Annotated in this window: 20 protein-coding genes; 6 read left to right on the top strand and 14 right to left on the bottom strand. The window is 64.9% G+C overall.

Annotated elements, in window-relative coordinates:
* Window positions 1-131: 131 nt before the first annotated feature.
* Window positions 132-671, top strand: a complete 540-nt coding sequence (locus ACQP2D_RS10010; protein WP_433683440.1) for an ester cyclase — start codon at window positions 132-134, stop codon at window positions 669-671.
* Here ACQP2D_RS10010 and ACQP2D_RS10005 read toward each other — a convergent pair whose 3' ends face one another.
* The 6 genes from ACQP2D_RS10005 to ACQP2D_RS09980 form a co-directional block, all read right to left on the bottom strand.
* Entirely contained in the window at window positions 672-1,379 is a 708-nt protein-coding gene (locus ACQP2D_RS10005; protein WP_433683439.1) for a TetR/AcrR family transcriptional regulator, read from the bottom strand.
* A complete protein-coding gene (locus tag ACQP2D_RS10000) occupies window positions 1,379-2,920 on the bottom strand; it encodes an MFS transporter (protein WP_433683438.1) in 1,542 nt (513 codons plus the stop codon). Before ACQP2D_RS10000 ends, ACQP2D_RS10005 begins: the two co-directional genes overlap by 1 nt.
* A gap of 307 nt (window positions 2,921-3,227) precedes the next feature.
* A complete protein-coding gene (locus ACQP2D_RS09995) occupies window positions 3,228-3,581 on the bottom strand; it encodes an HPF/RaiA family ribosome-associated protein (protein ID WP_433683437.1) in 354 nt (117 codons plus the stop codon).
* 145 nt (window positions 3,582-3,726) lie between these two features.
* A complete protein-coding gene (locus tag ACQP2D_RS09990) occupies window positions 3,727-5,055 on the bottom strand; it encodes an MFS transporter (RefSeq protein WP_433683436.1) in 1,329 nt (442 codons plus the stop codon).
* A gap of 268 nt (window positions 5,056-5,323) precedes the next feature.
* A complete protein-coding gene (locus tag ACQP2D_RS09985; RefSeq protein WP_433683435.1) occupies window positions 5,324-6,766 on the bottom strand; it encodes a nitrilase-related carbon-nitrogen hydrolase in 1,443 nt (480 codons plus the stop codon).
* 174 nt (window positions 6,767-6,940) lie between these two features.
* Window positions 6,941-7,384: a hypothetical protein gene (locus ACQP2D_RS09980; RefSeq protein ID WP_433683434.1), complete on the bottom strand. Its 444-nt coding sequence runs from the start codon at window positions 7,382-7,384 to the stop codon at window positions 6,941-6,943.
* 459 nt (window positions 7,385-7,843) lie between these two features.
* Between ACQP2D_RS09980 and ACQP2D_RS09975 the strand changes: the two genes are divergently transcribed.
* From ACQP2D_RS09975 to ACQP2D_RS09965, 3 genes are all read left to right on the top strand, one after another.
* Window positions 7,844-8,506, top strand: coding sequence for a hypothetical protein (locus tag ACQP2D_RS09975; RefSeq protein ID WP_433683433.1), 663 nt, complete (start codon window positions 7,844-7,846; stop codon window positions 8,504-8,506).
* Complete coding sequence (locus tag ACQP2D_RS09970) at window positions 8,496-8,987, top strand: hypothetical protein (RefSeq protein WP_433683432.1); 492 nt, start codon at window positions 8,496-8,498, stop codon at window positions 8,985-8,987. The genes ACQP2D_RS09975 and ACQP2D_RS09970 overlap by 11 nt, the downstream gene beginning before the upstream one ends.
* Before the next feature lie 246 nt (window positions 8,988-9,233).
* Window positions 9,234-9,905, top strand: coding sequence for an ammonium transporter (locus ACQP2D_RS09965; protein WP_433683431.1), 672 nt, complete (start codon window positions 9,234-9,236; stop codon window positions 9,903-9,905).
* A gap of 193 nt (window positions 9,906-10,098) precedes the next feature.
* On the opposite strand, the gene ACQP2D_RS09960 is transcribed toward ACQP2D_RS09965, so the two are convergent.
* The 5 genes from ACQP2D_RS09960 to ACQP2D_RS09940 form a co-directional block, all read right to left on the bottom strand.
* Window positions 10,099-10,758, bottom strand: coding sequence for a response regulator (locus ACQP2D_RS09960; protein ID WP_433683430.1), 660 nt, complete (start codon window positions 10,756-10,758; stop codon window positions 10,099-10,101).
* On the bottom strand, window positions 10,755-12,005 hold the full coding sequence (locus tag ACQP2D_RS09955; protein ID WP_433683429.1) for a sensor histidine kinase: 1,251 nt from the start codon (window positions 12,003-12,005) through the stop codon (window positions 10,755-10,757). The genes ACQP2D_RS09960 and ACQP2D_RS09955 overlap by 4 nt, the downstream gene beginning before the upstream one ends.
* Before the next feature lie 84 nt (window positions 12,006-12,089).
* Window positions 12,090-12,467: a hypothetical protein gene (locus tag ACQP2D_RS09950; RefSeq protein ID WP_433683428.1), complete on the bottom strand. Its 378-nt coding sequence runs from the start codon at window positions 12,465-12,467 to the stop codon at window positions 12,090-12,092.
* On the bottom strand, window positions 12,464-13,900 hold the full coding sequence (locus ACQP2D_RS09945; RefSeq protein ID WP_433683427.1) for an ammonium transporter: 1,437 nt from the start codon (window positions 13,898-13,900) through the stop codon (window positions 12,464-12,466). Before ACQP2D_RS09945 ends, ACQP2D_RS09950 begins: the two co-directional genes overlap by 4 nt.
* 142 nt (window positions 13,901-14,042) lie before the next feature.
* The gene (locus ACQP2D_RS09940; RefSeq protein ID WP_433683426.1) at window positions 14,043-14,663 is read right to left on the bottom strand and encodes a TetR/AcrR family transcriptional regulator; all 621 of its coding nucleotides are present in this window, start codon (window positions 14,661-14,663) and stop codon (window positions 14,043-14,045) included.
* A 92-nt stretch (window positions 14,664-14,755) separates the two neighbouring features.
* On the opposite strand from ACQP2D_RS09940, the gene ACQP2D_RS09935 reads away from it, so the two are divergent.
* Window positions 14,756-15,475 carry an SDR family oxidoreductase gene (locus tag ACQP2D_RS09935; RefSeq protein WP_433683425.1) on the top strand — a complete coding sequence of 240 codons (720 nt, stop codon included), beginning with the start codon at window positions 14,756-14,758 and terminating at the stop codon, window positions 15,473-15,475.
* A gap of 138 nt (window positions 15,476-15,613) precedes the next feature.
* Here ACQP2D_RS09935 and ACQP2D_RS09930 read toward each other — a convergent pair whose 3' ends face one another.
* Window positions 15,614-15,760 carry a DUF1059 domain-containing protein gene (locus ACQP2D_RS09930; RefSeq protein WP_433683424.1) on the bottom strand — a complete coding sequence of 49 codons (147 nt, stop codon included), beginning with the start codon at window positions 15,758-15,760 and terminating at the stop codon, window positions 15,614-15,616.
* 398 nt (window positions 15,761-16,158) lie between these two features.
* The gene (locus ACQP2D_RS09925) at window positions 16,159-16,629 is read right to left on the bottom strand and encodes a hypothetical protein (RefSeq protein WP_433683423.1); all 471 of its coding nucleotides are present in this window, start codon (window positions 16,627-16,629) and stop codon (window positions 16,159-16,161) included.
* 349 nt (window positions 16,630-16,978) lie between these two features.
* Between ACQP2D_RS09925 and ACQP2D_RS09920 the strand changes: the two genes are divergently transcribed.
* A complete protein-coding gene (locus ACQP2D_RS09920) occupies window positions 16,979-17,203 on the top strand; it encodes a hypothetical protein (protein ID WP_433683422.1) in 225 nt (74 codons plus the stop codon).
* Between the two features lie 57 nt (window positions 17,204-17,260).
* Here the strand turns inward: ACQP2D_RS09920 and ACQP2D_RS09915 are convergent, their stop codons facing one another.
* Window positions 17,261-19,285, bottom strand: a complete 2,025-nt coding sequence (locus tag ACQP2D_RS09915; RefSeq protein WP_433683421.1) for a TerD family protein — start codon at window positions 19,283-19,285, stop codon at window positions 17,261-17,263.
* Between the last annotated feature and the right edge of the window lie 319 nt (window positions 19,286-19,604).

The following is a 19,604-nucleotide window of genomic DNA, read 5'->3' as shown; positions in this document are numbered from 1 at the left end:
TGCGGCTGACATTGTTATGCGAACCCTAACAGTGTTATTTCACAGTCGACCGACTCCGAATAACAATGTCATCGGTCCCGATGACATTGTTATTCGAACCGATGACATTGTTATCCGGGTACCGTGACGCCATGAACTCTGGTGAATTCGCCCTCGATCCGGCCGCCGAACCCATCGCGGACGCCGATTGGCTGCGCGCCTTCGTGGACCGCTACATCGCCGGATGGAACACCGGCGACGGCGCCGCGGTGGCGGCCTGCGTCACCGAGGACACCCGCTGGCTCGACCCGTCAGAGGCCGAGCTGATCACCGGCCGTACCGGCGTGGCCAAGTTTGTCCACGACACCAAGCGCGCATTCCCAGATGTCCACTACACCACCGTCTTCGAGCCGGTCATCACGCCGGACGCACGCGCCGCGATCGTGCCGTGGCGGATGACCGGCACCCATCTGGGTCCGATCGACCCGCCCGGATTCGCTGGCACCGGCAAGAAATTCGACCTGTTCGTGGTCGACATCTGGCAGTTCCGCGCCGGACTCATCTGGCGCAGCAAGGCCACCTGGGATCTGAACGAACTGCTGCTGCAACTCGAATTGCTGCCCAAACGCAACGGTTTCGCCGAGCGCGCCATGGCCCGCGCGCAGCGCATCGCCGTCAAGCTCCGCCCATGATCACGCGCAGACGCCGGTCGGCGACATGACCAGGTCGAGGGCGCTGGCCACCGATCGCTCGACCATCGCGCGTTCGGCGCCCATCCCGATCAGAATGTTGACGATCGAGGGCAACAGCACCTCGGACAGGCCGTCATCGCCATACAGGCCCGCCATATCGAGTTGGATGAACCCGTACAGCCCGGTCCAGAACTGGGCGGCGGCCGCGCGGGCATTGGTGCCGCGCAGCAGTTCCGCGTCCAGCGCCCGCTGCGTCGCGCGCACCACGTAATCGAAGCTCTCGGCGAAGTTCTCGAAGTCGGAATCACTGCCGCCGGAGAGCACGTTGCCCCGGTGCACCTTCACCTCCGCCTTCGGCGACTCGGTGGCGAACATCAGCCGGAACAGCTCGGGCTTGCGCAGTGCCTCGTCCCGAAAGATGAAGCCGAGCACCAAGATTTCGGCGATCGGGTCGTCGGCGACCCGGCATTGCGCCAGCCGCGCGACCAACTGGGTGAAGCCCTCCGAGCCGACCGCCTGGATCAGGCCGGGCATACCACTGAAGTTGGAATAGATGGCCATGGTGGAAACCCCGCAGATCCGTGCCACGCGTCGCACGGTCAGCGAGGTCAGTCCTTCCGTCGAAATGAGCTGAACTGTTGCCTCGATCAGGCGATCACGCATCGAACCGACCAGCGCCGGCTCCGCTGCCGCTACAGGGTTCGTCATCACGCCGCCTGCAGCCCCAACTCATCGGCGGTGATCTGCTCGAGCGGCTTGCGCCGGGTCTCGACGATGAACCCGACGGCCACCACCGCCGCGAGTGCGATCGGCACCGCGCTGATCAACGCGGTCACGGCGATCGATGGCGTGGTGACGGCGAGCACCACCAGCGCGATGACCAGGACGCCGCCCGCCTTGGTCATGCCCGCCGCCACACCGCTGCCGCGCGAACGGATCCGAGTCGGGTAGACCTCCGCGCCGTAGGCGACGATGACCGCGACCACCGAGCTCGAACCCCAGATCGGCACCACGAGAAGGGCATACAGCAGCACGGTGTTGTCGGCGACATGGTCACCGAGGATCACGAAGCCACCGAGCGCGACGGCGAGCAGCGTGCTGAGCGTGATCAGCGTCCATTTGGTGGAGCGGTGGTAGCAGTAGGCGACCAGGAAATTCAGCGGGAAGCCGATCAGCGCCGAATCACGCAGGATCTTGTCCGCGGTGACGCCGGTGAATCCGAGGCTGCGCAGGTTCGTCGGCAGCCAGAGCTGGAAACCGTAAGTGACCAGTCCGACCCCGAGTCCCAACAGGGCCAGCACGATGGTCATTCCGGCGAACGGCCGGCGCAGCAGCTGACCGAATCCGCCGCGCAGCTCATCTCCGGCCTCGGCGTGCGACTTTTCGACCGTGGTGATCTCGGCATGGTATGTGCGCAGCACCTTTTCGGCCTCGTGGTGGCGGCCGATCGCCGTCAGGAATCGCGGCGACTCCGGAATCCAGCGGACCAGCAGCACCAGCAGCAGGCCGGTGGGCAAGCCGATCAGCCACATGCTGCGCCAGCCGAAGGTCTGTCCGATCGTCGTGGACAGCCAGCTGGTGATGACATAGGCCCCCGCGATATCGCCGCCGATCAGCACCAGCAGCCAACCCCGGTGGCGGGCCGGAATGGTCTCCGATAGCAGCGTGAAGGCGATCGGCAGCATCCCGCCCGCGCTCAGGCCCATGATGAAGCACATCGCGACGTTCAACTCGAAGCTGGGCATCGCGCCGCAGATGGCAGTGCCGACGAAGAAGATCCCGGCCAGCAGGATCGCTGCCTTGCGGCCGATGCGGTCGCCGAGCCAGCCCCACAGGAACGACCCGAGCACCGTGCCGGTGATACCGGATAGTGGCAGCAGCGCCACCGGTAGTGCGTCCAGGTGCGGATTCGCTGGCGTGCGCAGGTGATACTCGGCGCCCACGCCCGGAACGACGAAGGCGAGCGTGGTCGGCTTCATCACGTCGATGGTGATCGCGGCGGCCATGATCAGCAGCAGCAGCACGTGCACCCGGTTGATCGGCGCGTCGTCGAGTGCCCGGACCCGCAGCCCGGACACCGTGTCGTGCACCGCGCGCTGCGGGAACAGTCCGTATGTGGTGACGGCCAAGCCGATCACGATCAGGATCATCCCGGCGATCATGGCGCCGTCCATGGGCATGCCCGCCATCCGATAGCCCATATCCCGGGCCATGAGATACATCGGAAGGTGCAGGACAGTCCCCAGCACCGTCGCTCCCAACCCGAACCAGAAAGCTCCCGTACGCCGACGGTTGATCGGAGCGTCCGATCGATGTGCGATATCGACGGCATTCACAAACATCACCGGACCCTCATCAGCCCCCCGGCTCACCAGTTACCGATCGGTATTACACACCAGTTCTGTTCCGGTGTGGCCTTTTTAATCTGTTCGGCATCAATAAGTCTGGGGGCGTGGCCGATTCGCCAATGAAAGGGTTACGACCAGGGTCGGTTGGGTATTCTGCTGCACTTTGTTGTGACCATATTCCCACTGGTGAGAATATGGTCGACACTGTCTATGATTCGGCGCGCAGATACCGGATGGATTCGCCGCCCTTGGTGTGATGCAGGCGGCCGAAGCGGCTGTCGAGCAGATTGGCCATGGCGTCGGCGGCACCGGTGTAGGCATCGGCGACCGTGGCCGCGCGATGGGTGACGGCAACCGGCGGCTGACCGGATATCCGGGCCTCCAACACACACTGCTTATCGTCCGGTCCACCCTTATCGGCGTTCAGATCGGTCAGGTGGACTTCCAGCCGGGTGACCTGATCGGAAAAGCGATCGAGTGTCGCGGAGATCGTCGACTCCACGCGCTCGGCCAGCGATGCGCCGCCGTGGATATTGCTGCCGGTGTTGACCTGAATCTGCACGAGCGTCTCCAATCCGATAGGTGCGGACAGCACTGTCTGCGTACCGTCGCCAACGGTCGCCGACCCGGCTCGTTGCGCCGAATCAGCAATCCATCGGCAATAGCGACACTACCCGCGCGGGTGCGCACTCAGCAGATTCCCAGGTTCACACGGCGGCCTGTGCGGCAATCGGCGACGGCAGGCGGCCCGCCTCCGGAACAGCGGTGCCGCGCAATGAGGTTCCCGCGGTCTCGCGCAGGAACGACCAGGCGACGAGCCCGATCAGACTGGCGCCGACCATATACGCGGCGGGAAACAGCGACCAGCCGGTCGATTCGATCGCGGCCTCGTTGACCAGCGGGGCGGTGCCGCCGAATGCGGCCGTAGAGACGTTGTAGCCGAGGGCGAACCCCGCGTAGCGCACATGCGTCGGGAAGATCGCGGGAAAAGTCGAGCTGATGGTCGCCAACTGGGGGATGTAGAGCAGGCCGAGCACGATGAATCCCGTAATGGCCCAACCGGTTCCCCGACCCATCAGCCAGTACATGGGCAGTGCGAGCACCGCGAGACCGACCAGTGAGACCAGCCACAGCGGGCGGCGGCCGACCCGGTCGGAAAGCCTGCCGAAGAACGGCAGCACGACCATCATCACCAACTGCCCGATCAGCATCATCGCGGTGGTGGTCGACTCGCCGACACCGATGGTGTTCTGCAGATAGGTCGGCTGATAGGTGAGCAGGGTGTAGTTCACCACATTGAGGGCGACCACCAGCCCGACCAGCGTCAGCGTCTCGCGGCGATAGGTGGTCACCACCGCGCGCAGGCCGCCCGGCGGATGCGGCTGATCGGCCACCTCGGTGAATACCGGCGACTCGTCCAGATGCGCGCGCAGGTACCAGCCGATCAGGCCGAGCGGCACCGCGAACAGGAACGGGACCCGCCAGCCCCAGTCGTGCATCGCCGCCGATCCGAAGACGAGCTGGCACAACAGCACCACCGCCGAACCGCCGACGAATCCACCGAGGGTGCCGAACTCCAGGAAACTGCCGAGGAATCCGCGCTTGCGGTCATTGGCACATTCGGCCAGGTACGTTGCGGCGCCGCCGTATTCGCCGCCAGTGGAGAAACCCTGGACAATCCGCAATGCGATGAGCAGCACCGGCGCGAGCCAACCGGCCTGGGCATGGGTCGGCAGCAGGCCGATACAGCCGGTCGCGGCGGCCATCAGCAGAATCGTGGTGGCCAGCACGACCTTTCGGCCGAGCCGGTCGCCGAGCGGTCCCCAGACCATGCCGCCGAGCGGACGCAGGACGAAGGAGACGGCGAAGCCGAGCATGGTGCCGAGGGTGCCGAGATCGCCGGGGAAGAACGCGTCGGTGAGGTAGGTGGCGGTGGCGGCGTAGACGCCGTAGTCGAACCATTCCGTGGCATTGCCCATCGCGGACGCGGCGACCGATCGGCGCAGGGGTATGACCTCCGGTTTGCTGTCCGTCATGCGCGCCTCCTCACCGGCCCCGGTCCGGGGCCTCGATTCGTTCGTCCGGCCCGGTCCGGTTTTCGGGGCACAGGGCACGAAAGCAACCGTTACCCAGGTTCCGAACTGGGCAAACAAGCGCCCCACCCGTGCGCACACGGACGAGCCGGCCACCACCTGCGGCATCGACGATATTTGTGACTGTCGTCACAGTGACGCTCGAGGGCGTCGAACACCGTTCACCCAAGGGATGCGTAGCGATCGACCGGCTACCGTCGCGGACGGGTGCCTACTGCGAGTAACTGGCGGCCGGGGCTCGGGTGCGTCCGGTCGCTGATCGCCGCCCGATCGAGCCGAGGGCCGTCATGGCGAACAGCGCAATGGACAGCCAGCCGAACCAGTCACCGAACCGGGCATAGAAGGTCGTGCCCGACGACAGCGGGATCGACGCGAGCACCGAACGGGTCACCGTGATGTCGGTCCGCGCCGACGCAAGGACATGGCCACGGGAGTCGCTGGCCACGAGTTCGCCCAGTTGCGGTGCGCGTGCGATGCCGACGCCGGATTCGATGCCGCGCATGACGGCCATCCGGCTGTGCAGCCAGTGGTCGCTGGTGAAGTCCAGTGCCGGGACCAGCAACAGGGTCGCGCCGCGCCGCCGGTTTTCGCGTACCAGGTCCGGACCGTCCAGATCGAAACACACTGCCAAGGACCAAGGTTCGCCGGGAACGCGCTGCCAGCCGGTCCCCGACTCGAGGTCGTCTTCCAGACCGGGAATCAGCCGATGTTTGGCGTACTCGACACCCGATGGGTAGTCGATGGCGGCATTCACGCTGGTTGCGCCTCTGGTGAGGACGAGTCCGGCGACGACGTGAACATTGCGCCGGGTGGCGACCTCGGTCAGCGGGCCCGACATCATCGGTAATGTCGATTCATTTGCGGTCCAAGCCTTTTCGGGCAGCACCACCACTTGCGCGCCCTGGTCGGCGAGCCGGTCGATCTCCATCACCGCACGCGCGACCATATCGCGACCATCCGGCGAGTCCACCGGAACGTATTCCGGCGGTTGGGAAAGCGCGAGCAGACCGACCCGCACGATATCCCGCTCCGGCGCGACAGCAAGCCGCCACCAGCCGAACGCCCCCACCGCGACGAGCAGCATGGCGGTCGCACTCGCGACTCGAAGACGTTGGGCGGCAGTCACTTCGGGTGTCGCCAGCATGGCGATAGCCGCTGGCACCAGCAGGATGAGGAAGGTGATTCCCCACGGACCGGTCAGCGACGCGATCTGAATCATCGGCAGCACGGCGAATTGGGTGTACGCGACACTCCACCACGCCCCGAACGGCCCGACGAGCGATACCGAGAACTCGAACGTCACCCAACCAGCTGGCAGCGCGAGCACCGCGAACCCGGGTCGCCCCCGCAGCACCAAAGCACGCGTCATGGCTACCAATCCGCCGAAAACCGTGGCGGTTCCACCCAGGAGCAGCACCGTAACGGGTACAGGTTGCTCGATGGTGTCGATGAAATACGACCAAAACCGCAGCCCGCTCCCACACCACGCGAGGAATCCGGCGAAGAACGCCGTCGCAGCCGCGACTCGCGGCGCAATCAACAGCACCGGCAGCGGCGCCAGAAATACCAAGCCGGGCAACGGATGCAGACCGGTACCGAAATACCACAGCACCGCGGACACCAGAATGGCGGACGGTATCAGAAAACGCTTCATCGAAAGCTCCACTCGATCGGATGCTCTCCGATGCTTCCCGCGCGCACCGCTGCCCCACATCGCCCTTACGAGCGAACCCCACCTCACTCCCGCGGAGCGGCGATCGTCGCACCGCCGCGTTTTCGCCACCGGCGAATCGGCACCCGCCGAGCGGTCAGCGAACGCCGGCGTGAGCTATTCGAGTCCAACGGGGGTGCACAATCGCACTGCTCGAACCGCGGCGGCGACCGCCACGAGCGGGGGTATGCGATGGCCTTGTACGCCGCCCGCCGACCATGCGAGGCCGGGTCCCGAAACATGTGGCAGGTGCCATACGGCGCGGCCGACATGGAGCACCGCCCCGCAGTGCTGGAGGTACTCGATGGCCCGATCGGCTTTGCTGATGCCGGTAACGAGCCGGATATGGCGCCCGACGGGACCACCGATGGCGATGGTGGGGCCCGACAGGCCGTTGTCCTGGAAGAACAACTCCACCCCGATTCGCAGCGAAGCGGGTAACTCGATTCCGGCGCGTTCCGCGCCGAACGTCACCACGATCGTGTCGTCGGCGTGGCCGATCGACCAATCGAACCGGTCGGCCGTGGTGGCGGGCTCGGCCGGGGATGCCGTGGGTGTCATCGGATTCAGCGGTGTCGTAATCAGTGTGTTCTCCCTTTTCGAGCATCGACCGGGTTCGCGGAACGCACATCTGCCCAGACGTCGGCGGTGGGACGACGCACCGTTACGCTGGTCGATCGATTGGGGGACCACATCGGGCATTCGCCTTGCCCGGGGTCTGGTATCTGGGGTCCAGGTTTGTTCGAGTGGGATGTCGTGGACCGGAAGGACCTTTTCGGTTGAGGTTTTCCGAAATCGAGCAAAAGATAGCTACGAACCGACTGGTTGGCATAAGCAAATGGATAGCTATTTCGTATTCGTCTGAAAAAAGATTTGCTTGAGATCGATCCGGTAAATCCGTGACCTGGGCACCTTTCCTAGCTAGAGTCCGTGACTATGACCGATGGACACGTAAACAGCTGCGGGTATGCCTTTGCACGCGATCTGTGGGCAACCGAGAGGTTGTGGCTGTCACGGTCCGTGCGGACTATCTTGGTCGGCCTCGCCGGCCAGCTGAGCGGGCTCGGACCACAGGCATGGACCCGCTATGAGGATGGTGAGCTGGAGTTCGCGGAGGTGCGTGAGTTCCAACTAGCCCTGCTGCGGGTGCACAGTGTGCTCGCCTGCGAGATCGATGCCGGGATGTCGGAGGCTGCCGCCGCCGCCCTGGACAATACGGCCGAGATGGGCGACGTCGCCTCCGCCACCGGCTTGGACCGGGCGCATGCCTATGAACGCTGGGGCGCCCTCACCTCGGTCGGCGAGCGTATGGCGCTCATCATCTCGCAGCCCTGGCCGGATGCCGGGCCGTCGGTCCTGCGGACTCCCGAAGCGCTCTACGAGCGAGATCGGCGATGGTGGCGGGTGAGCAGCGCCGCGAGACGAAATGCTCAGCACGCCATCGTTGTTGTCGATCGACAGGTCCAGCGGATATACGCGATCGACCCGGATGGTTGGCAGTCGGATGTCACGGGAACGCGGTGGGAGTTCCGCGCACTCGGGTCGGCACCGCTATCGCAGATTCACGTGGACCGTGCATTCGAAAAGGGCCGCCTGCCGGTCCGATTGGGCGACCCGTATCCCGCCCGGCTGGATCGCGGGTGCGTCCCCTGTTACTTCTCGGATGTGCACGATGGCATCTGAACGCGACACCTGGACCGAGATATCGGCGGGGCATTCGGCAGCCGCGGGCGATGGCGAATTCGCGGATCGCTTGGACAGACTCATCACCGAATGGGAGACCGGGCACGGCCGACCACTGCAATACCGCACGCTCGCCGAAGCTCTCGCTCGCAGCGGTCAGACGACATCCGGGTCCTACGTATCCATGCTGCGGCACGGGCATCGATGCCATCCCCGTTTCGAGTTGATCGAGGCCCTCGCGGACTTCTTCGGTGCCGACCCCTACTGGCTCGGCACCGGACTGCCTCGCGGTGAACGACGAACCGATATCAGCGTCATCGCAACCGTTTCCGACGACCGACTACGGCGGCTGCTGCGGACGGCCGTCGACCTGTCGGCACCATCGCTGTCCATACTCGCGGATCTCGCCGAGCGGATTCGGCCGGGTGACACCGACCTGCCGAAGCTGAGATACACGGCACGCCTGACCGACTTGTCGTAATTCGATGCTCGAATCGGGCGGGGCCGAAAGGGTGGCACGCAGGCGATCGCGAGGAATCAAACTTTCGGTATGCGAGTTGCCCGATTCTCCGACATTTGCTCGCACCTATCACCTATTTCTGGTGGCGAAGCTGGTCAGGGCCTTGCGGCTGTGGTTGTCTGTTGGCTCGCTGCGGCCGGGCCGCGGCCGCATGGTTCAGCGCGTCCGTCTCATATTCCTGACCCACAAAATAGAAAAGGACAATTCGTGATCGAAACCTCGCGCATCGCGGCGATCGGTATCGCATGCGTTGCGGCAATCGCGCCGGTAACCGCCCATGCGGAACCCTCCGCCGAACATGACATCGAGTACAAGGTCACCTCGGTGGAACGCGCGGTAACAACCACACTATCGGGAGGGACCTTCGTTCTCGACCACGACCACAGCTCGTTCACGATTCTCGACAAGAGCGGCGCGCCCGTGATGGTCATGCCGACGCGATTCACCGTGGGCGACAAAGTGCTGACGGTCGACTCCTCGCTCAGCAAAGACGCGAAGGAGCTGCGGTTGACACCCGGTGAGCTGCGCCCCGCTGCCGCACCGGCCGTGACGCCGGTCGCGTCGCCCGTCGAGAATCAGGCGGCGCTGGCGGAGTTCTCGACCCGATTCGGGCTCGCCGCCACGATCGGCACATTCGTCGGCACCATGATCGGTCTGGTCGCCGGAGGCGTTACCGGATGCATTATGGGTTTGCCACTGTTCGCGGTGGGCTGCCTACCCGCCGCGATGGCCGGTGCGGGGATCGGCGGCATTCTGGGGACGATTGCTGCCGGGGGACCAGTTCTGGTGCTGTCGGCGGTGGATCTGATCAACACACTCAATGCACCCGACGGTACGAGTAAATGGGCGGAGAGCTCATCGCCGAAATCTGCGAATTAGGCGATCAGCTACGTGATGTGATCAGGCGTGACACGGCACCGCTATTGTGTAGCGCCAGAAATTCTGGGATTCAGACTTTCAGACTGTTCGATCGATCCATTTCGTCGGATGGAGTGGCTACTGACGAATTCGCCGCGCCCTCGAAATGCTGCGCAATTCAGTCGGGGGCGAGGATACGCGTCGCGAGAGTGGTTCAGTCCCGCCCCGGGACTACCAGGCCTGCTTCGTAGGCGAAGACGACTGCTTGTGCGCGGTCGCGAAGGCCGAGTTTGGTGAAGACCGAGCTGATATGGGATTTCACCGTGTGCTCGCTGACGACGAGGGCGGCGGCGAGTTCGGCGTTGGACAGGCCGCGGGCGAGATTGCGGAGGATGTCACGTTCGCGTTCGGTCAGCTCGTCGAGTTGCCGCCTGAGGTCGGGGCGGGGCTGGCCGCGGTGGGCCAGGTCGGCGATGAGGCGCCGGGTCACCGCCGGTGCGAGCAGTGCCTCGCCCGCGGCGACCACGCGTACGGCCTCGACCAGTTGTTCGCGGCGCACATCCTTCAACAGAAAGCCGCTGGCTCCGGCGCGCAGCGCGTCGTAGACGTACTCGTCCAGGTGGAACATGGTCAGCACCAACACCTTTGCGCTGGTCTGCGCGCAAATCCGAGCGGTCGCGGCGACACCGTTCATGCGTGGCATCCGCACGTCCATGACCACGACATCGGGCGTCAATTCCAGCGCCCGCTCAACCGCCTCGAGCCCATCGGCGGCCTCACCGACCACGGTGATATCGGGCTGGGTTTCCAGGATCAGCCGGAATCCGGCGCGGAACAGATCCTGGTCATCGACCACAAGCACGCGCAAGCTCAAATCCCTTGCGCGATGGGCAGTTCGGCGGTGATCTCGAAGCCATTGGTCGACGGGCTTTCGACCGACCGACCGCGCGCCGAGGGCCCGTAACGAAGCCACCCGCCGGCGGTGGTGACGCGCTCCCGCATGCCGATCAGCCCATGCCCGGTCGAACGGCCGACCGCGAACCCACTGTCAAGCGCGCCCTCGCCGATGCACGAAGCGCCTGCGCCGATCGATCCGTGCCCCACCGACCGCAGCCCGCGACCATCGTCGGTCACTCGCACGATCAGTCGGTCCTCGTCCCACCGCAAGGACACTCGGGCGGTCGTCGCCCCGGCATGCTTCATCGTATTGGTCAACGCCTCCTGCACCACCCGATACGCGGTCACCCCGACATCACCGGAAACCGCACGGCGCGTGCCGAATTCGTCGAACGAGGCGGTCAGCCCACCGCGCCGCGACAGTTCGACCAGATCGGGTATCGCCTCGACGCCCGGTTGGTGCGGCGGATCGTCGGAGCCGCGCAATGCCCCGAGACTGCGCCGAAGCTGTTGCACCGCTGCACGACCCGTATCCGCGATGCCCGCGAATGCCGCATCGGCGCGATCCGGATCGGTGCGGGTCAGCAGCGGTCCGGTCTCGGCCTGCACGATCATCAGACCGACCGAATGGGTGACGATATCGTGCATATCCCGCGCGATGCGCAGCCGTTCCCGGTCGACGGCCGCGACCCGCTCCTCATCGAGTCGGCGCGCCCGCTCCTCCAACATCTCGATCTGCAGCCGCCGCGCCCGCACACCGGTGCCGAGCGCCCAGGCGGTGACGAAGGACATGGCCGCATAGCCGTAGGAGTCCGGACTCTCGTTCGGGATGATCAGGGACAACAGGATTCCGATGCTCACGGTGATCAGCGCGAACCGCCGCGGCCGCGGCGGACTGTAGGCGGCGATCGTGTAGACGCAGATGATGGTGCCGTAGGGCAATGCGGGCATCGCGTGCAAGCAGGCCAGTGCGGTGATCGCGGGCCCGACCACGAGCAGTACCAGAATCGGCGCGCGCCGCCGCCACAGTACGGGGGCAGATGCCAGCACACAGTAGGCAACCACCCACCACGACTCCCGCGTCACGATCGCGGGTCCCACGCTGGCCACCGTGACCGCGACCGCGAGCACGATATCGACCGCACTCGACGGCAACGCGCGCAGCCGTTCCGACGCCCGGGAAACCACGCCGGTGGTCCGATCGAGCACACTGCGAGAACTCATAGTGCACCAGTGTCTCCCGCGTGCGGGCCCGCTCGCCTCCCGCGTCCGGATGACCCGACCATCATCCTCGCGAGCGAGATGGTGTCACAGCGAGCGTGCGTCGATCATCCAGATCTGGATTCCGGACGGTCCGACGTTCTCACCGATCCGGTCGATCAGCCGGATCAGATCGGCGACATCCTCATTCCTGGCCAGCAATTCGATGCGCAGACCTGCCTCGACATCGCTGACGAACTGCTGGCCCCGATAGCGTTCGACCCGGCTGCCCCGGTCGTCCACCCGATAGACCTGGCAGACCACCATCCGTCGCACGCCGAACATGGCCAGCGCCTGTTTGATCTGATCGAAGACGGCCGCGGGCAGCACCAGGGTGATGAGCTTCGCGTCGACGCCGTCACCTGGACTCATCGGGTCATCGATGCCGTACCCGACACTGCCCTGTAGGTGGATGGTGGCATTCACGTGGTCGCCTGATTCCCGGGCGCCTCACCCGATGGTTTGTCCGGCGCGCGCTTGGGCAGGGCGGGCGCTGCGGGGAGCGTCCCCACATGGGCGGAGACCAGGGTCTCGTCCGGATAGGCCTCTTCCTCATGGGCCGCGACATCACCGGTCTCCAATACATGGTCCGGCATGCGCAGACTCATGAACAACCCCAAGAATTTCAGGATCACGACGGTGACGAAGGCGTCCCACACGATCACCGTCGCGGCCGCACCCGCCTGCCAGAGCAGCTGTTTCGGGTGGTGCCCGTACAGCCAGCCCGAAACCGCCACGTCCGCAACATCATTGCCATTGCCCAGATACACGATGATGTGCGGATCGGCGAGCACACCGACCAACAGACCACCGGCCAAACCCGCGACACCGTGGGTGTGGAACACCCCGAGCGTGTCATCGACCTTCCGGAACAATCTGGTACGCCCCAACTTGTTCCAGGAAAACCACACCAGTGTCGAGGCGACAACGCCGATGATCATGGCGCCGAAGCTGTTGACATACCCGGCGGCCGGGGTGATGGCGACCAGTCCGGCGATCATGCCATTGATCGCGCCGAGGAAATTGGGCTTGCGCTGCGGGCCAGCGGCCATATCCCAGAACACCCACACCAGTACGGCCACCGCGGTGCACAGGTTGGTGTTGAGAACGGCGAGCGAGGCGTTCGCACCGCCGAAATACATATCGCCACCATTGAAACCGTTCCAGCCGAGCCACAGAATGCCCGCACCCGCCGCGGCCATCGGCAGATTGTTCGGCACGGCCCGTTCCCGGTCCCTGGCCAGGCGCGGGCCGATGACCGCCGCGGCCACGAAACCTGTTGTGCCAGCGGCCAAGTGAATGACGTAGCCACCGCTGTAGTCCAGCGCGCCCATCGAGGCCCACCAGCCGCCGCCCCACAGCAGGAAGGCGTTCACCGTATAGGCGAAGGTCGTCCACAGCGGGACGAACAGCAGCCACACCTTGAAGTTGATCCGGCCGATAACGCTGCCGAGGAACAGCAGCGGGGTAATGGCGGCGAACGCGAAGTGGAAGTAGGCCAGGGTGGTCTCGGAGAAACGGAGCTTCGGCATCAAGCCGTCGAGCAGCGGAATGACCGCCTGTTTCTGGTTATCGCTGCCGAGGATCGTATGCGGAACGCCGACCGCGGCCCGCAGAATGCCCGGCCCGAGCTTCAGCGGTTCACCGAAGCCCATCTTGAAGCCCCACAGCACCCAGACCACCAGGACCGCGGAGAAGGCGGTGAAGGCCATCAGGATGGTATTGACGGCCCATTTCCGCTGCACGATTCCGCCGTAGAGGATGGCTATACCCGGGATGCTCATCAGAGCGACGAGTGTTGCGGCGACCAACTGCCAGGTGTTGTCCCCGGAGTTGAGCCAATCAGGGTACGGTGACATGATTCTGCGCTACCTCATCTGCACGCAGGCAGGCGCGCACCGCTCCCGCCCAAGCGCTGAAGTGTCTGTGGCGTAAGGTGTCTCGCGTCACACTAGCTTCACCTAGTGTCATCACACGAGGTTTCGCTCCGGTTACGCTCCGTTAAATCTGGATCTCGCGAGGGGCGCGGCCCGGCGTGTCCGGCGCGAGCATGGTGGCGATGCCGGTCGTGACATCCTTCGCAAGTGCGGCGTTCACCGGCGCGTGATGACCGAGCAGTCGGTACCACATCGCGCCGAAGGCGAAATCCACCACGAGATCCAGCGGGACCGCCTCGGTCAGCGTTCCCGCGTCGACACCCCGCTGGAGCAGTGCGCGCAGGGCCGCTCGGCGCGGGCCGATCACGGCCTCCTGAAGTCGATCCGACAGGTTTCCATCGCGCTGCGCGTCCGCCATCAGGCCGACCAGCGCCTGGCCCGTCACCTTGCGCGCGAGTTCGAAAGTGGCCGTCAGCAGCCGTTCGAGCGCGCCGAGCACATCGGCGGTCTCGTCCGGAACCCGCAACTCCGCATGCTCATCGGCCAAGCCGATCAGCGCCTCGATCAGAATCGACGCCTTGTCCGGCCACCAGCGGTAGACCGTCTGCCTGCCCACCCCGGCCCCGTCCGCGATGGCCTTGATGGTCAGGTCCTGGTAGCCGTCCCGCTCGCAGAGTTCCAGCGCCGTGCGCAGGATGGCGCGCCTGGCGTCCTCGCTGCGGGGTCGCCCCCGGGTTCCTGTCATGCACGTCACTTTACAAGACACGGTGCCTCGAATATATTAACGAGGCACCGTGGTTCGAAAATCATCGTGGTCAGAACTTTCAGGAGGATGTTGTGAGCAACAAAGTCGTCATCGTGGGCGGAACCTCTGGAATCGGCCTGGCGACCGCTCGCCGACTGGCCAAGAACGGCGCGCAAGTCGTCATCGCCGGACGCAACGAAGAACGACTCACCGCCGCACTGGCGGAACTGGGCCCCGAAGTCACCGGCAAGGTGGTGGACGCACGGAGCGAAGGTGAACTGGCCCAATTGTTTTCGGAGGTCGGCCCGGTCGACCATGTCGTGGTGACGGTCACCGGACCGTCGGGCACCACCCCGTTCCGCGAACTCCGCTTGGACCACCTGCAGACCCATGTCTCCGGCAAACTGCTGCCGCACGTCGCCACGATTCAGGCGGCACTGCCGCATCTGGCGCCCGGCGGCTCCATCACATTGGTCTCCGCGGCATCCGCGGGCGGCTCGATGCCGACAACCGCGGCGCTGGCCGCCGTCAATGCTGGTGTCGAGGCGATCGTCCCGGTGCTCGCGGTCGAATTGGCGCCGGTACGGGTGAACGCCGTGTCACCGGGTGTCATCGATACCGAATGGTGGAACTTCCTGCCCGATGACGCCCGCGCCGAGGTGTTCGCCGGAATCGCCGCGCAGACCCCGGTCGGCCGGATCGGCAGCGCCGACGATATCGCCCAGGCCATTGAATTCCTGGTCACCAATGGCTTCACCACCGGCATCGTGGTCCGCGTCGACGGCGGCGCGCGCCTGGGCTCGCCCCAGTAATCGCTGGGCGCGTGAAGTGTGAGAGGTATTCCGATTCGTCGGAACTGATCTACCCCACACGGCTTTTCGTCACAACACCTGCCCGATCACACAGTGTGGCACGCAGGTGTGCGGCGACGAAAAGCCGTGTGTGGTGACTCAATAGGCGATGAACAAGATCTGGTCGCGGGAGTATTCATGTCCCGGATGCTTCTCGGCCAGATGCGCTTGCGTCTTCGCGACCAGGTCGTCCTCGTCCGTCCCGACGATGTGTTCGCCACAGGGGCAGTTCAGATTTCGCTTCATCAGCGGTCCTTCCTTCTCGCCCGCCAGTCTAGGCACGCCTCCGTTTGTGCCACCGGACGGGCAGGTGACTCGACTACCCTCGGCCACGTTGCACAGTGCCAGGTTCTTCTTCCGTCCCATTCCACGAGAAGCGGCTCAGCGTGTGCTGCCGGTGGATCCGTACGCCTTGCGGGCGGCGTTGGAGATTCGGCGGAACCTCCCGCAGGACAAGAGCTTGGACGCATGCGCTCAGCGACGGAGCCAGCGCTCCCCATCCTGCCCAGCTGCGCGACCGGTGCCATGCGAAAAGCCTTGTGACTCAGAGGCCTCATTAGTCACCAGCGACGGAGGTCGACACGTTTCGTGGACGACTCTCGGGCTCAGTGCGGACGAGTCGTCCGGCTAGTTCACCCGTTGAATCAGTAGTGCGGGTACGGCGGGTAACCGCCCGCGTGCTGCGGATACTGTGGCCGCTTTCCGGCAGCGATCCATCGACCAGTGGACGGAAGAGCCGCAAGCACGAGAGTCGCGATGCAGAGCACCAGCGCAGCGATCCCACTCACGTTCGGAACCTGTCCGAAGCCAAGGAAAGTCGCCGGCAACCCTGCTATCGACGCGATGATGACGAGGACCCGACCGGTGGTCTTGCGCGCGAAAAGCAAGACCGCGCCGAGAAGATACAGCAGGCCCACCGTCCCCGCCAGGGCAGCGAGCAGGACGAACACAACAATGATCAACCCGCCGATATCGGGGAGATCGCTGGGCACGTGTTCGTCGTTGCTGACATCGGCGACAATCAATATCGAAACAACGGTGCCGACAGCTGCCAATACACCGGTAACGACCGCCAAAACCCCTGCAGTAATGGCGGTGGCCGCACTGGATGGCACATACCTCGTCGGGTTCCCCTCAGCGGGATATGCGGAATGCGGACCACTGGGCTGTCGGTCGCCCGGCGCGCCACCGTTGTAGTCGTATCGACCATTCACCTGAACATCCCCCTTGGTACGCAGATACCTTACCGAGGCTCTACCGACAAGGCCGAGCCGGATAGCTACATGAGCTCATCCCAGAGATCGCTGAAGAGATGCACCCGAAACTCCGTTCACCATCAGCGCAGCCCATCGGCCATGAAGGGCCACCGCCGGTGCGGACTCGATGAGTGCCCACGCAAGCTCGCCGCGTGGCGCACCCTGGTGGAAGCCGGACTTGTCAGGCCCGCCGCTCCCGTTGATCGGTATGTCCGATGACGGGGACGGCCAAGAGGAACCGGGCCTGCACACGGGCTGGCTCCAATACAGCGACGGGACGTGGGCAGACGTCGACAAGTGCGGGAATCCGGGAGAGCCGATCACGCTTGATGATGCCATCGCGTTGGAGAACGACTTCATCGTCGCGATCGTCGCAGTCACCCAGGCACACTCACCAGGGCATGGTCGGGCTGGCCGCATGCCCGACCATTGAGACGGTTCCGCAGACACCACAGTCGCCCTTGTCACTCATGGTCAAATCAGCGCGATGTCATGCGTCGACGGAGAGCACACCGTCGGAGGTCGCCGGTTCGGGTTGTTTCGGGGCGGCTGGGACCCATCCGCGCAGTGGCTGCACCACCGATCCGTAGAACGCGTCGGTCGCCGTGGTCACACTGGCGATGAAGCTTGCCGCGGTACCGGACCGACGATTGCCCATCGGGAACGCACGTTCCAGGGAGAAGGACACGATCGCGCCGGTGCGGCCCGCCGTCAGCACTTTTGGATCTGCGCGCACGCGGTCGAGGTGTTCGCATGCTTCGTTGCCGCGCTCCGAGAACACCGCCTCGACCTGGACGTCGCCCGGTGCGTCCGCGAGTTGTCTGAGCAACCAGGACAGCCGACGACCCGCTGTTCCCTCGTTCGGCGCGTCGAGGGTAGTGCGGCAGCGAATTCTGTTGGTGCGCAGGTCAGCGACCACGACCAGATCGCCCGCGGTATCGGGAATCCGCAACACGGCCTCGAACGTTCCGTCGGCCGCAAGCCGCTCGACGAATGCGGCGCTGCGGGCGGCGGGATCGGAATGGTGCCGACGAGGCAGGATGTGCTTGACCGTCACGCCGAGTTCGGCCGTCAGACGCAGCGCGAGGTGCCGGGACAACGACGCCCATTTATCGGCGACGGTCAGGGCCTTCTGGTCGCCTGCGCGCAAGATACCGGCAGTCACCGCATCACGAATGGCAACCCAATGTCGCCCCATATCGACGAACTCCGTGACACCGGACCTGGGGTGGTCGAGGTAGCGCACGAACTCACTCAGGATCCAGGCCTGCAGATCGTTGTCGATACCACCGTGCGAGAGCAACATTCGCGCCTCGTGCGCTACCTCGGCCCAGGACAGATGCCGCAGGGCAACCTTGGTGAGCTTGCGACGGTCGACCTCGACGGGAAGTTCGCCTGGACCAGCAGGGATGTCGTTCGACAGGCTGACAACCACGTCGTACTTCTTCTTGCGCGCCACATCGAGATAGTTTTCGAGCTGATCACGCCGGAGCTTGCCGGTGCCGGTCTTGACCTCGAGCAGACCGGTCCAGACCCTGCTGCCCCGCGACATCTTGAGGACCGCGTCCGGAACGACTTTCGATTCACCCAGTTCGTACTGCACCTCGACATATCCCTCGAAAGTGCCTGCCGGAGCTCCCATCCGCGCACACACTGCCCGCGCGAAGGGCCGCACAGCCTGCATCGTCGCGATGAGGGCCGAGGTCGCGCGCCGTTCCTGCTCCTCCCCTGCGCCAACTACCACCGAAAACAGCCGTGCCGGTTGCCAGCCGTCGAGTTCGGCGAGTTTGAACTCGATCGGCTTGGCTTTCTTCAAGGTTCGCTTGGCCGTGCGCACGCCCCGGTTCCGCACGGGCTTTGGCACATCCGATCCACTAGGCTGCTCCGACGTTTGATCCGGTGCGGCGACGGAACCCGGTTCGGCCGGTGCTTCACTCGCCGGTTCGGCATCAACCGGCGAATCGGACGCTTCGGGGTCGGCACCGTCGTCGACGTCGACACCGAAATCCGTTGCCAGACCCGCCAGACCGGAATCCCAGCCCTGCCCGATCGCACGAACCTTCCAGACATCGCCGCGGCGATACACCTCACCGAAGACGAACGCCGATTCCGTAGTCGCATCGGCCGTGGTGTACTCCGCCAGCGAATGCCCCGCCGCATCGACAACTCGCAGCGCCAATTTGCCGAGGTCCCCGAAGGTCCCGATACCAACGCTGCCGACGAGTGCCACCGTGTGGACGTGCTCAGGTACCGCCGACAAGTCGATCGCGATCCTGGCCTGTGCGCCCTCTTCGGTTGCGCTCGTACCCAGGAACCGCACCGAACCGTCCGGTGACTCAGGCTGGTTGTAGAAGACGAAATCGCCATCCGAGCCGACCTTTCCATCGGCCCGCAACAACAGCGCGGATGCGTCGACCTCGATCTCCGACTCGGACCACCCGAGCACTACGTCGATACGGATCACATCATCCGGAAGCGGCACATTCTGGCCCTTGGCCAGGATCGGAGACGTCACAACACTCATCCTTCGGGTGGTTCGGCACACACAGTCACAGAAAGATCCGGGCCCAGCCGATCCCCATGCTGACCCCCAACGCATCGAAGCCGCCCTCCGAGCGGCGACGCAGTGGTAGTCGGCCGCGTCCAGCCCGGTGTTACACGCGTCACAATCGTGTGCCGTTCGTACCCAACACCTTCGACCGCTAGGCCCCGAGTTTCGGACGGTTACGCATTCGTGCTGGTGTCTCGTTCGCGGCCCTGGCCGGAAATCCAGGAGGCCCCCGATATACAGCGAGCCTCTGCACGCGGCCCTTAGATCCCTGGTGAAATCGCAC

It is taken from the genome of Nocardia sp. CA-119907, assembly GCF_050955995.1.
Classification (GTDB): Bacteria; Actinomycetota; Actinomycetes; order Mycobacteriales; family Mycobacteriaceae; genus Nocardia.
The sequence above is the reverse complement of the archived record's forward strand: the minus strand, read 5'-3'. Positions and strand labels throughout refer to the sequence as shown.